Here is a 13,245-nt window from a genome sequence, read left to right on the forward strand (position 1 = left end):
AGGCAGGGTTTGATTCAAAGATATTGGTTTTTGCAAGAAGGCATCAATTATTCTTTTACTAACGACTTGAAACACAAAGTGAAGTAAGTTCTTTTACTATGCAACGGTATTGAGTTAACAATTCAATGAATTGAAATAACCTTCTGAATGTTTTTTAAATACATTTATTTATATAAACACTAAAACAAAAGATTATGAGAAGTTTACTTTGGCTAGTAGCCGTAATTTGTATAATAGTTTGGGTATTGGGATTTTTTGGTGTGGTCGCAGGTATTGGGACCAGTAGCCTTATCCATATATTGTTGGTAATCGCAGTTATTGCCATTCTTTACAATATTATCTCCGGACGTAAACCGTTGTAATCAATAGCAGAGCAAAGAATAAAGAAAAGGCCGCGTGAATGCGCGGCCTTTTTATATGGGATTGATGCAAATTTATTTTCGGTACGTTAAATATTGAGCCAATAGGTCAATTTTAAGTTGATGGACCTGGTACGGGGCATAAAGTTGTTTACAAAATAATTGTCGTTGTATACCAAGAAGAGATCGGAAAGCGGGGCAAAACGCCATTGCAAACGGGAGTTGAACCCAAGATTGTCCTGTTGGTTGCTGTATTGGATCAAAGTGGACCAAAACACCGATTTGTTGAAAGTGATGTCGATTTTAGGACTTACCAGCCAAAGGTCCTCGCTCTCGTAAGGTTGGGGCAACTTAATGCTGTTGTAGTTAAGACCCAATGAAATTAGCATGGTGGGCTGTATCCTTAGGCTAAGGTCGCCCTCCAATACAAATCGGGTGCCGTTATAAAAATCCCCATATCCTGGCTGCATGGAATAAGAAAATACCTTTCTTCGATCGCTCAAGAACTGTACTTCATAGCTGGTATAATAATAGCCAACATTTGCAGGGAGTTCCGTTCCCCCATCCGTTCCGGTGGGATCAAAGGTATCGGTGAGGTAGGTGTATCGGTTGAACAAGCGGACCGATAATTCTTCCTGGGATTTGAATTTGGCCTGCCAACTGGTGAAAATAGCATAATCCGTATTCATATAATCCAAGGTCGGTCTCCAAATGGCATTGGGATTGAACCGAAATCCGTGCGTGTTCAATTTGCCCTTTTGCGGCCAAAAATTGAATTCAACAAATGGCCTTGCAGCAATAATATCTTGTCTTCTTACATACCCGAGGTCCGATCGAAAATCGTCTCCCACAAAATTTCCCCGTAGACCTAGGTTCAAAAATCTGGAATTGTACCGAAGATCTATTCCTCCCGATGCGTCGCGCGAACCAATGCCGTGCGCAAAGGATTTATGATAAAAAAACTTTCCGGTCCACATATTGTTAGGTGATGCCAGATTATAATCCAGGCCCAACACACGATTGTATCTATCCGTTTCCTCCAGAAATTCGTAATCCTTAAACGTTTGGCGGTTCACAAAAATGAAACTGAGGTTGGAGCGGGAAAACATTTTCTTTTGGAGCGCAAAGACCGTATTGTTGTTACTGGCGATTTCGTTGGCTTCATCCTCTTCCGTTTGAAGGTTCAACAGTCCGAGCCGCCAGTTTTTGTTCAGTTTTCCACTTAGCCGTATTCCACCGATAATCCCATTTTCAATGGTTTCGTCATCCTGATTTTTGGCAATACCTATTCTTCTGGAGAAAAACGGATTGGCATCCCTATCGTTTCCAAAAGAGCCAAAAAGGTCGCTGTTGTCTATAAAAAATTGCCTTTTCTCCGGCAGGGAAACCTCGAACCGGGATACATTGGTAATCAAATTATCCACTTCAACATTGGAGAAATCCGGGTTTAGGGTAACGTCCAGATTCATGCCATTTCCTATGGAAACCTTTGCATCGCCACCAAAATCTACCTTGTTCAGGTTTTCATTGTTTTCGTAATCTTTTCCCACGATTCCGTTCACGTAGGGAATCAGGGCCAATGGTGTTCTTGATTTTCCCAAAGGTTTTTCAAAAACCATATCTCCCATGAATGCCAAGCTGTACACCCGTTGGTTTTGCGGAATCCTTATCCAACTGCTTGTCTCGTTGGTCTGCATATCAAAACGGTAGCTGTTAAAACGCCATTTGGTCTCCCCTTGCTTAAATTTGAAGGATGTTAGGGGTATGGCAATCTCGCAGATATAATATCCATCATAAATTCGGGTTTCCCCCAACCATTTTACGTCCCAGGAGGTGGTAAAACCGCTAGGGTCGGAACCTCCGTTGGAAATCAAGGCCTCCCTGCGTACTCCATAGGGGTTCATCCCAAAAAGGAAAGCATTGGTACCATCGTTAAAAGTGTCGAACATAAGACTGATGTTGTCATTTCCGCCGGCCCTATAGTCCCTCTTTAAGGAAGGTATCACATAATTGTCCCCCTCTGTTTTTAGTTTGATGCCAATGTATAGGGTAGTATTGTTGTACACCATCTTAATATCGGTCTGTTGTGCCGCCAAGGTGGTGTCCGAAGGAAAATATTGATGGAAGTCTGTTGCGCTTTCCGATACTTCCCAGGCACTTTCATCCAAGATACCGTCGATTTTGATGATATCATCAATAAATCTTACGGTAAATGTCTTTGTATCGGATTGAGAAAATAGCGCAAAAGGAAACAGTATTGTAGCGAGTACAAAACACTTTTTTAGCATTGGTCTAGTTTAGTTGGTCCGTCAAATTTAAGGATACATAGTTAAAAAAAACCCAAAATTTGAAATTAGATTGCTGTTTGACAAAACATTCAGAAAATTAGCCGTGATTTGATTTTACAATCACATCACTTATCCTAAAAGACGTTAAAAAATGAAAAAAACCTTATTCCTATTGCTTTTATTTCCTGTTTTTGTTTTTGGCAACAGCATGTGGGGCAAAACCGGACACCGCATAACGGGACAAATTGCCCAAAACCATTTAACAGGTAAGACCAAAAGGGCGTTGAACGATCTGTTGGACGGTCATAGCCTTGCCTTTGTGTCCACATATGCAGATGATATCAAAGCGGACGGTTCCTATTCCAAATATTCCGCTTGGCACTATGTAAACTATCCTCTTGGTATGGATTATAGGGATTCGGAGAAAAGTGAATACGGGGATATTGTGAGGGCCATAGAGGAATGTATCAGCAAGGTGAAGGACAAGAACAATTCCCGGGAAGATCGTATTTTTCATTTGAAAATGCTCATTCATTTTATTGGGGACCTTCATCAGCCCATGCATACCAGTAGGGAAGAGGACAAGGGCGGCAACGATATCCAGGTACAATGGTTTGGCGAAGGCAGCAATTTGCACAGGGTATGGGACAAGAATTTAATCGAGTCCTATGGGATGACCTATACAGAGCTTGCCTCTGAACTCACTGAAGTCGATAGAAAGCGCAAAAAGGAAATTCAGTCCGGAAACCTATATGATTGGGTGGATGAGTCCCACGAGATATGTGCTGAACTTTACGATTCCGTTGAGGTCGGTGAAAAATTGGGATATCGTTACGCTTATGATCACAACGACCTTTTGTTCCAACAGCTTCAAAAAGGTGGCTTGCGCTTGGCCAAGGTTTTGAACGATATTTTGGGCTAAAGTTCTAGGATTGTAGTACCGTCTTCAATTGATTCCTGTATTCTGAGGGGTTTTGACCTGTAAACGCTTTAAAGGACTTATTAAAGTGTGAGAAGTTATTGAAACCACTGTCATAACAAACCTGCGTAATACTGATGGGCTGTTCCGCCAATAGTTTGGATGCATGCACCAATCGGTACTCGTTTACAAATTGGGTGAATGTTTTGTTGGTAATTTTTTTGAAGTATCTACAGAAAGAAGGAACCGTCATGCTCACCAAATCGGCAATCTGCTCCAAACTAATGTCCTCTTTGAAATTTGTTTTGACATGGTTGAAAACAATATTGATGCGGTCGTTGTCCTTCACCTCCGTTTCCATGGAGAAACCTTCGGCGTTCAAAACGTTCATTTCCGTGGAGGTGGCCAATATGTTCAATATATTAAGGATGGAGAGCAGGCGCTGAAAATCCGTTTGGTATTCCAAGATTTCCATTTTTTCACCAACCTTCATTTTGGTTTTGCCGGAAAAGGCAATTCCACCTTTGGCGACCTCGAACAGTTTTTGGATGTTCTTCATTTCGGGAATGTTGAAAAAATCGTTTCCCAAAAAATCCAATTTCATCTGTACCAAAGTTTCACTCTTGTTACCGGTAAGTTTATCGGTAAAGCCACAATGGGGCAAATTGGAACCAATAAGGATAAGGTCACCATTCCTATAATAGGAAACGTGACTGCCTATCTGTCTTTTTCCAGAGCCCCCATTTACATATACCAGCTCCAGTTCGGGGTGGTAATGCCATCCATTGTTCTTGTTCTCATTGTTTGCATTGAATTTTTGAAACGTAAATGAGTGGCCAAAACTTGGGGCTATTGCTTCAAACGCTGGTTTTTGGATCATTGATGCAATTTTTCTTCCTTATTGTAAAGTTAAAAATCTTTAATCGATGCAAATATCTGCAATGTTAACACAAAGTTATGCTATTTTATCATTAATACTATGTTAAAACATATACCATGTTAATATTGCATATAAAGTGGAAAAGATGGTGGTATTCCTGTACGCTATTGCGACATACATTTGTATTGTAATCTTAAAAAAACGAAGTGTTATGAAAGTAGTAAAGAATTTAACCGTAGCAGCGGCCCTTTTGATAAGCGCAATTGGGTTGGCGAACACCGACACAACTGACTTTGGTAAAAAAACAGTAGCCAAATACGAAGTTGAAAAGAACCTTGTAAAAGTGAACCTTGATCCTGTATTTGTAAAGAAAGGTCAAAAAATAATGATGAACCTTTTGAACGTTTCCCAAGGAAAGGTGCTTTTAAAAGTTTACGATAGCCAAGACAGACTTGTTTTTGATGAAGCTATCGATGGCGACATCGTTGTTGAAAAAGCATTCAACTTCGAAAAAGCATTTAAAGATAAATATACCATAGTTGTAGTGGACAAATTCGGTACCTACAAGAAAACTATGGAGGTAAGATAGTTTGTTTAGTTAATTTTTATGTGCATGGGGGGTCGGGAGGCCCCCTTTTTTTATGCCCATTTTTTCAATTTCTCCCGTTTTGACATAGGTAGCGCACTGTTTTTAATTGCCCATTGCAATAGTTCCGGATCTTTGGTCTTGGCAAAAAGCAACCGGTAGAACTGCTGCACCGTCAAAGGGTTTTTGCTTTCCTCCATAAGTTCCAAGCCGTCCCCGATGGATACTTCTCCAGGTTCCAGCACTCGGACATAGGTTCCCGGCAACCCATGATCTATAAACTGCTTTAGAATATTTTGATCGCCAAACCGTATACCCAACTTGTAGCAGGGCTCCCTGGGTTGTGAAATCTGTATCAGAGCACCTCCCATTTTGTAAATGCTCCCTATTTTTAGTTTTGACTCGTCCAAGCCCTCAACGGTCAGGTTTTCCCCGAACATGCCCCAGTCCCATTCCAAGAGGGGGTATTTTGCTTTCCAAAAAGGATAATGGTCCGCGGAAAACAAATAACAGGCTTTGTAGGTACCGCCATGGTACTTTCGGTCTACCACCGTATCGCCCTGCACATCGGCAGAATCCAAAACAATAGGATGCTTTACCGGAAATTTATAAATGCCCGTTGTCGTTTCTTTACCGTTCCAGACGATTTTTGTGGGCCTACCGAGGTTTGTTGAGATGACTTTCATAACGGCAAGGTATAAAAAACCACCGCTTTTGGCGGTGGTCCTTCAATTAAAATAAAAGTAAACAATTAATTCTCTTTATCCAATTTCTTGGTCATGTTGAAACCGACCATCAGTCCAACACCGGCCAATAGGAAAATTGTACCTGGGTAAGCCACCTCTTGTTTAACTCCAATACTGTGGACCAATATCGAAGCTACAAATATGGCCGTTCCGATTCCCATAAGCAACAAGGCTAGGTTGAGGAGAATGATTTTTCCAATTGGAGCGGCCCCATCCCTTTTTCCCCTTACAAAAATACTGGCATCGGCCCCCTTTTCAATCAATGCCAAGCGTTCCTTGTTCCGGGTTGAAAAATAGAGGTATGCAATGGCGAAAATAACTCCGAAGATAATAGGTATAATAATTACTTCTGATCCCATAACTGTTCGTTTTAAATGATTATTGATATTTTTTTGTTCATTAGCTATGACGACCGTTTTTTATTTCAGGTTACATATTCTAATAAATTTTATTTTCGGTGTAACCTAAATCATACATTGGGCGTCCAATGAACAATGCTGACCAACAAGGAACAAGAACTGATCACGGAAATACGCAAGGGGAACACCCGGGCCTTTTCCGAATTTGTGGACAGTTATAAAAACTTGGTCTTTACGTTGTCCTTAAGAATGTTGGGCAACAGGGAAGAGGCAGAGGAGGTTTCGCAGGATGTTTTTATTAAAGTGTACAAGTCCTTGGCGAATTTTAAGGGGGATTCCAAGATATCCACTTGGGTATACAGAATTGCGTACAATACGTGTTTGGACAGGATAAAAAAAATAAAAAGGAAAAGAATCCATACGGATTTGGACCAGCTGGAAAGGGCCGCTTATGCCGAAGTGGATACGGCCTTGGATAAAATGGTGCTCCACGAGCGAAAGGAATTGATAGATCTTTGCTTGTCAAAGTTGCCAGAAGAGGATGCAGGTATCCTAACTTTATTTTATCTTGAGGAAAAGAACCTGCAGGAATTGGAAGTGATCATGGATCTTTCGGTAAACACTTTAAAGGTGAGATTGTTCCGGGCCAGGAAAAAATTGGCAGAGATAATGGGGAAAAGTATAAACAAAGAAATATTGCATGGCAATGGATAAGGTTGAAGATAAAAAACTGGAGGCATTGGTCGATAAAATGATGGGGGGAATGCCATTGGAATCCCCTTCCCGTGATTTTACACAAAGTGTGATGGCCAAAATTGAAGCGCAGGAATCCAAGGAAGTGTTCCAGTACCGACCCATTATGTCGAAAAGGGCATTGTTCACGGTCTTTGCGGCATTTGCGGCACTTCTAATCGCAGTTGGTTTCCAATTAGGCCCGGAAAGTGGCCAAGGTTGGTTCAAGAACCTGAACATGGAAAATTGGTTCCACGCTGATTGGAGTTGGATGGAAGGTTTTACCTTTTCCAAAGTAACGGTGTATGCTTTCCTCTTTTTGGGACTTATGTTTTTTGTGCAGGTCTCTTTGTTAAAGAAACAGTTGGGCAGAAGAGTTTACTAGAGATAAGCATAATAATATGCCCAATACATCAAAAAGAATTGTAGCGGAATCCGTAGGATCAATATCCATTTGGGGATGCCGGCGGACGCTTTCTCGCTCGAAAGCATGTAAAAATGCACGGATAGAAATACGCCTAGCATCAAAATAATACCAAAAGTGCTGAGTTTTCGGGTGGCATCAAAACAGACCCCAATACCCAAAACAATTTCCGCAATACCGCTCAAATAGACCAAAAGTTTATGGTTGGGAAGGTACATGGGCATAATGCGCATGTACATTTTAGGTTTGATAAAATGCATGGTTCCTGCAAAAATGTACATGCCTGCCATCAGATAAAGGTGCCATGGGGCCATAGGTCTCTAATTTTTAAAATACCAAAACGGCAAGATAACATCTGAGACGGTAACGACCGTATCTTTCTCCTTTCTTTTGCGCCTGAGCCGTAAAAGGTGCTTGCCTTCGTTCAATTGCGATATATTCAGGAATGTCTCGAAACCGAGAATATTGTTCATTCCCGTAGTCAGGATAAATTCCTCATCCATGTCAAGGCTGTCAATTTTAAAAGAATGTGTTTCGTTAAATGTTTTAAGGTACACTTTGCGGATACTGTCCTTTTGTCGGGCACTGGTGATTTGCTCACTCCAGTTGGTATTGATGCTTACACTAGAGGAAAGCCCCCTACGGTCATCTTCGGGCCTTAACGAATCATTATAGGCAAAAATGCGGTCCTCCACATTTTCAGAAAATGGTACAAAAACCTGTAAATAGGAATCAGTAATCACTTTGGAGGGAATGACGAGCCTGCCTGGAAAATCACCTTTCTCGGTAAGCATGTCCAAATAGTTTTCTTTATTGGCAAAAAAATCGGAGGATTTCATATCCTTATGGACATAGTTGGAATTCCTGTACTCCAAACTCGTAATCATTAAAATGGCGATGTATATGGGAACAAGTAGCAAAATCAACCGTTTGCCAAACCGATTGTCCAAAAAGTTATAGACCAACGGCCTGTACAAAAATGAAAGCGTGATAAAACTAAAAATCCAGTATACGGGAAAATAGATTCTGGATATCCATTTTTTTCTTTTGAGCCAGCCTTGTGTAATAAAATCCACAAAGGTTAGTGTCATTCCGATTACGATAAAGAAAATAAGAATAGAACCGAAAATACTGGAAAACCGTTCGGGCAAATCGTCATTGTCAATAATAAAATTGGCCACCAGCACAATGGACAGGATGACCATGGTCAAGGCCAATACATAGAAAATCAACAAAAAGGAAATCGCAAAGAGCACACTGCAATAGTTTTCCAAGTTGGCAATATACCTATCGAACGAGATGATACGTTTTTGTAAATACTTGGTGAAACGTTCCGAATATCTAAGCTTTTCGAACTCAATGTCCCCGGATACGTAACGAAGTCCGAGGGCCCCGATCCACAATCCTCGTAAAATAACATGGAGCAGAAGGTTGAACAACAGTATGGATGAGGCAATATGAAGAATAAAGTAAACGACGAACTTGTAAATGGAATCCTCGTTTTCCGCATTAACCATTTCTATCCGAAGGGGTTCGTAAGCGGTAAAAAGCCCGAAAATGGCAAATCCCGAAATGATCAGTTCCAGTTCCCAGCTTTGTTGCTGTAGGGAGTCCAATAGTTTTTTAAAGGAGGGACTATTGTAATCGTTGTTATTGCCCACGGTTTGATCGGTTTGTCCAACCAAGATAATCATAAAATGCAAAAACCGCTCGTTTGGAGCGGTTTTGCGTTGTTGATTATAGAAAAACTGATTATTTGATCATATCATAGCTTCGGGCGATAAAGTTCGTAAGCTCTTCCCCTTTTAGCAATCCTTTTGATAATCTTGCCAAATCCAAGGATTGATTGATCAGTCGCTCGCGCTTTTTCGCGGTCTTTGTATTCAAAATCTCGCTCACCAATTCATGGTTGGTGTTTACGATCAGGTTGTACATATCCGGCATATTGCCCATACCGAACATCCCGCCTCCGCCAGTTCGTTGCATTTCCTTCATTCGGCGCATAAACTCTGGCTCGGTGATAATGAACGGGGAAGCACTGCTTTCCATGGCCTCCATTTGAATGGTGTATCCTTTGTCCTTGGTGACCTCTTCGATTTCCTTTTTCAATTTCTCCTTCTCCTCGTCGGACAATTTGGAAATAGCGGTGTCCTCTTTTTTGATGAGGTTGTCCACATGATCGGCATCTACACGAACAAAGGATAGATTGTCTTTGGAGGTTTCTAACTTTTGCATCAAGTGTGGCACAATTGGGGAATCCAACAGTAGGATTTCATAACCTTTTTTCTTGGCAGCTTCAATATAGCTGTGCTGTGCCTCTTTGTCCGAAGCATAAAGTATCACCAATTTGTCGTCCTTATCGGTTTGATTGTCCTTGATCTTGGCTTCCAGCTCTTCAAAAGTGTAGAAATCGCCGTCGACAGATGGATAAAGGGCAAATTTGTCCGCCTTTTCAAAGAATTTATCCTCGGAAAGCATTCCGTATTCGATCACCACCTTGATGTCGTTCCATTTCTTTTCAAAATCCTCTCGGTTGTTCTTAAACAGCGATGTCAGTTTGTCCGCAACCTTTCTGGTGATGTAGGAAGAAATTTTCTTAACGGCACCATCTGCTTGTAGATAGGATCGTGAAACGTTCAAAGGAATGTCCGGAGAATCGATGACCCCTTTCAGCATGGTCAAGAATTCGGGAACGATGCCTTCCACATTGTCCGTTACGAATACTTGGTTCTGATATAATTGGATTTTATCTTTTTGAATGCTGAGGTCGTTCGTCAGCTTTGGAAAATATAGGATACCTGTCAAGTTAAATGGGTAGTCCACGTTCAAGTGAATGTGGAACAAGGGCTCCTCGAACTGCATGGGGTATAGCTCCCGGTAAAAACTCTTATAATCCTCTTCCTCTAGATCGGTGGGCTGCTTGGTCCATGCCGGGTTGGGATTGTTAATAATGTTATCCACCTCTTTAGTTGGGGCCGGGTCATCTTCCTTGGCACCTTCGGGTTTTGGGAGGGTCTCCGTTTTAGTCCCAAATTTGATGGGAATGGGCATAAACTTATTGTACTTGACCAACAGTTCACGGATTCTGGCGTTTTCCAAAAACTCCGTGGAATCCTCTGCAATATGGAGTATAATCTCCGTTCCTCGTTCCGTTTTGTCGCTCGGTTCAATGGTGAATTCCGGGGAACCGTCACAGCTCCAATGCACCGCAGGCTCTTCCTTATGACTTTTTGTGATGATCTCCACTTTTTCCGCTACCATAAAGGCAGAATAAAAACCGAGACCAAAATGTCCGATAATGCCTGCATCCTTACCAGCATCTTTGTATTTGTCCAAGAATTCCTCGGCGCCCGAAAAAGCCACTTCGTTGATGTACTTTTTCACTTCCTCTTCCGTCATCCCGATACCTTGGTCAATAATATGGATGCGCTTGTTGTCCTTGTCCACCTTGACCTCGATCATGGGGCTGCCATATTCAACTTTCGCCTCTCCAATAGAAGCAAGGTGCTTTAGTTTTAAGGTTGCATCCGTAGCGTTGGAAATAAGTTCCCTCAAGAAAATTTCGTGATCACTGTAAAGAAATTTTTTGATCAAGGGAAAAATGTTCTCTACTGATACATTGATTTTACCTGTTGCCATCGTTTTGTGTTTAAATCTTTTTACTCTCTTAGGTCAAAAAAAATACCAGACTGTTAAATATGACAAACTGACATTTTGATAGGTTTTAAAGGGCAGGAATAAATTTTAACATAATTTTGTTTATTTAATTTTGAAAAAGATTAAACAAAAGAGTTATCTTTACAATGTTATAGAACAGAATTGCTATGAAATAGTACTACTATAACAAGTTTGTTTATTTATTGGTTAGGTTGTGAAAATGCACTTTCGCCAGAAAGTGCATTTTCTTTAAAAGCTCATTTTGCGCAGCACTGACTTTCGTAACACTTCAAAAAAATACCAAAATGGCAAATACTTCAAAATCCAAAATCACCGAGGATAAAATTGTAGGTCTTTTTATGGAATCCGTACTGGAAAATGAAAAGGTGCCAAACTCGGTATTCAAATTCTGTAAGGACAATAAAATAAAGGAAGAGGAATTCTATAGTTTCTTTGGATCTTTTGAATCGCTCCAACAATCGATTTGGAACAAATTTTTCGATAACAGTTATGGTCTAATGCAAAAGAACGAGCAGTACGAGTCCATGACCAATGAGGAAAAAATGCTGACTTTTTTCTTCACCTTTTTCGAAAATTTGACATTGAACCGAAGTTATGTGCTGTTCATTATGCAAGAGCACAAATATTCTTTGGAAGGTCTGAAACAATTGAAAGGACTTCGAAAAAGTTTCAAGGATTTTGCATCCACATTGATCGAGGAAAGAAATGAAGAGAAGAATCTCAAAATCTTTAAATATAATGCACCGTTGTTTTCCGAAGGAGCGTGGCTTCAGTTTTTGTTCATCCTAAAATTTTGGATGGAGGATGGCTCCCCGGGCTTTGAGAAAACAGATATTGCCATAGAAAAATCCGTCACCACCATTTTTCAAATATTTGAAAGCACACCCCTTGAAAAAATTGTGGACTTTGGAAAATTCCTTTATAAGGAGAAATTCGCATAAGGCCAATGAAAAGTTTGGATACCATCCCCACAGGAAAGATTGAACGAGCTGGAAAGCTGGTAAAAACTGGCGTAAAAATAGGGGGGAACTACGTAAAATATTACGGTAAAAAATTAGTGGACCCAAAGACCTCCAAGGACACCTTGGACCAAGACAACGCCGAGGATATTTACGATGGTCTTAAAAGTTTGAAGGGAAGTGCCCTAAAAGTGGCACAAATGCTGAGCATGGAAAAAAATCTTTTGCCGCGTGCCTATGTGGAAAAGTTTTCCCTCTCCCAATTTTCGGTCCCACCATTGTCCGCTCCTCTGGTCCGCAAAACCTTTAAAAGATACTTGGGCAAGTACCCGGAAGAAATTTTTGACACATTTGAAAAGGATTCCGTGAATGCGGCAAGTATTGGGCAGGTGCACCGAGCTGAAAAGGATGGAAAAAAATTGGCGGTCAAAATCCAGTATCCAGGAGTGGCAGAAAGCATTAGCAGTGACTTGGCCTTGGTAAAACCGGTGGCCATTAAAATGTTCAACCTTAAGGGCAAGGACTCCGAAAAATATTTTAAGGAAGTAGAGAACAAACTTGTGGAGGAGACCAATTATATCTTGGAACTTGAACAAAGTGATGAGATTACCAAGGCCTGCTCCGTGATTCCGAATATGCGGTTTCCCAAATATTACCGGGAGCTGTCCAGCGAACGTATCTTGACCATGGACTGGATGGAGGGAATCCATTTGGGCGAATTTTCCCGTACCGATTTTGATGCTGAACTGGGCAATACCTTGGGCCAGGCCCTATGGGATTTTTACATGTTCCAGATTCATAAATTAAGAAGGGTACATGCCGACCCGCATCCCGGAAACTTTTTGGTGAGTGCCAACGGGGAGTTGATTGCCATAGATTTTGGCTGCATCAAGGAAATCCCGGAGGAATTTTATGTGCCTTATTTTGAGTTGGCCAAGGAAGAGAACATCAACAACCACGAGGTGTTCATGGAAAAACTTTACGAACTGGAAATATTGACTTCCACTGATTCGGAAAAGGAACTTGAGTTTTTTGCTGCGCTTTTCAAGGAAATGCTTTCCATTTTTACATCTCCTTTTCATAAGGAAACGTTCGATTTCGGGGATGAAACCTTTTGGTCCAAAATCGCAAATCTTAGCGAACGTTACTCCAAAGATGAACAGATCCGTAAGATGAACGGAAACCGAGGTTCCAAACACTTTTTGTACATAAACCGTACGTTCTTTGGACTTTACAACCTGCTTCACGATCTAAAAGCCAAAGTGGAGGTCAACCATTTTGAAAAGTACATGGACTAAATTTGTTAATAAATATC

14 protein-coding genes are annotated in these 13,245 nt (G+C 41.0%); 7 read left to right on the forward strand and 7 right to left on the reverse strand.

The window, feature by feature from the left end; translation table 11 throughout:
- Positions 1-194: 194 nt before the first annotated feature.
- Positions 195-362, forward strand: a complete 168-nt coding sequence (locus tag SD449_RS08500) for a lmo0937 family membrane protein (RefSeq protein WP_318309955.1) — start codon at positions 195-197, stop codon at positions 360-362.
- A gap of 86 nt (positions 363-448) precedes the next feature.
- Here SD449_RS08500 and SD449_RS08505 read toward each other — a convergent pair whose 3' ends face one another.
- Positions 449-2,647, reverse strand: a complete 2,199-nt coding sequence (locus tag SD449_RS08505) for a DUF5916 domain-containing protein (protein ID WP_318309956.1) — start codon at positions 2,645-2,647, stop codon at positions 449-451.
- A gap of 151 nt (positions 2,648-2,798) precedes the next feature.
- Here SD449_RS08505 and SD449_RS08510 point away from each other — a divergent pair, with 151 nt between their 5' ends.
- A complete protein-coding gene (locus SD449_RS08510; protein ID WP_318309957.1) occupies positions 2,799-3,569 on the forward strand; it encodes a S1/P1 nuclease in 771 nt (256 codons plus the stop codon).
- A 4-nt stretch (positions 3,570-3,573) separates the two neighbouring features.
- Here SD449_RS08510 and SD449_RS08515 read toward each other — a convergent pair whose 3' ends face one another.
- Positions 3,574-4,446 carry an AraC family transcriptional regulator gene (locus tag SD449_RS08515; protein WP_318309959.1) on the reverse strand — a complete coding sequence of 291 codons (873 nt, stop codon included), beginning with the start codon at positions 4,444-4,446 and terminating at the stop codon, positions 3,574-3,576.
- Positions 4,447-4,657: 211 nt separating this feature from the next.
- On the opposite strand from SD449_RS08515, the gene SD449_RS08520 reads away from it, so the two are divergent.
- Entirely contained in the window at positions 4,658-5,035 is a 378-nt protein-coding gene (locus tag SD449_RS08520; protein WP_318309960.1) for a hypothetical protein, read from the forward strand.
- 50 nt (positions 5,036-5,085) lie between these two features.
- Here the strand turns inward: SD449_RS08520 and SD449_RS08525 are convergent, their stop codons facing one another.
- Positions 5,086-5,718: an MOSC domain-containing protein gene (locus SD449_RS08525; protein WP_318309962.1), complete on the reverse strand. Its 633-nt coding sequence runs from the start codon at positions 5,716-5,718 to the stop codon at positions 5,086-5,088.
- Between the two features lie 65 nt (positions 5,719-5,783).
- Positions 5,784-6,137, reverse strand: coding sequence for a DUF6249 domain-containing protein (locus SD449_RS08530; RefSeq protein WP_318309964.1), 354 nt, complete (start codon positions 6,135-6,137; stop codon positions 5,784-5,786).
- 135 nt (positions 6,138-6,272) lie between these two features.
- Between SD449_RS08530 and SD449_RS08535 the strand changes: the two genes are divergently transcribed.
- Entirely contained in the window at positions 6,273-6,851 is a 579-nt protein-coding gene (locus SD449_RS08535; protein WP_318309966.1) for an RNA polymerase sigma factor, read from the forward strand.
- The gene (locus tag SD449_RS08540; protein WP_318309968.1) at positions 6,844-7,254 is read left to right on the forward strand and encodes a hypothetical protein; all 411 of its coding nucleotides are present in this window, start codon (positions 6,844-6,846) and stop codon (positions 7,252-7,254) included. Before SD449_RS08535 ends, SD449_RS08540 begins: the two co-directional genes overlap by 8 nt.
- Here the strand turns inward: SD449_RS08540 and SD449_RS08545 are convergent.
- From SD449_RS08545 to htpG, 3 genes are all read right to left on the reverse strand, one after another.
- Positions 7,251-7,607 carry a DoxX family protein gene (locus SD449_RS08545; protein WP_318309970.1) on the reverse strand — a complete coding sequence of 119 codons (357 nt, stop codon included), beginning with the start codon at positions 7,605-7,607 and terminating at the stop codon, positions 7,251-7,253. The two genes, SD449_RS08540 and SD449_RS08545, sit on opposite strands and share 4 nt — an antisense overlap.
- A gap of 6 nt (positions 7,608-7,613) precedes the next feature.
- Complete coding sequence (locus SD449_RS08550; protein ID WP_318309972.1) at positions 7,614-8,954, reverse strand: hypothetical protein; 1,341 nt, start codon at positions 8,952-8,954, stop codon at positions 7,614-7,616.
- Positions 8,955-9,045: 91 nt separating this feature from the next.
- Positions 9,046-10,932 carry a molecular chaperone HtpG gene (gene htpG / locus SD449_RS08555; RefSeq protein WP_318309974.1) on the reverse strand — a complete coding sequence of 629 codons (1,887 nt, stop codon included), beginning with the start codon at positions 10,930-10,932 and terminating at the stop codon, positions 9,046-9,048.
- 323 nt (positions 10,933-11,255) lie between these two features.
- Here htpG and SD449_RS08560 point away from each other — a divergent pair, with 323 nt between their 5' ends.
- Positions 11,256-11,912: a TetR family transcriptional regulator C-terminal domain-containing protein gene (locus SD449_RS08560; protein WP_318309976.1), complete on the forward strand. Its 657-nt coding sequence runs from the start codon at positions 11,256-11,258 to the stop codon at positions 11,910-11,912.
- 5 nt (positions 11,913-11,917) lie between these two features.
- A complete protein-coding gene (locus tag SD449_RS08565; RefSeq protein ID WP_318309978.1) occupies positions 11,918-13,228 on the forward strand; it encodes an ABC1 kinase family protein in 1,311 nt (436 codons plus the stop codon).
- Positions 13,229-13,245: the final 17 nt, after the last annotated feature.

Source organism: Flagellimonas crocea (assembly GCF_033441595.1).
Taxonomy (GTDB): Bacteria; Bacteroidota; Bacteroidia; order Flavobacteriales; family Flavobacteriaceae; genus Flagellimonas; species Flagellimonas crocea.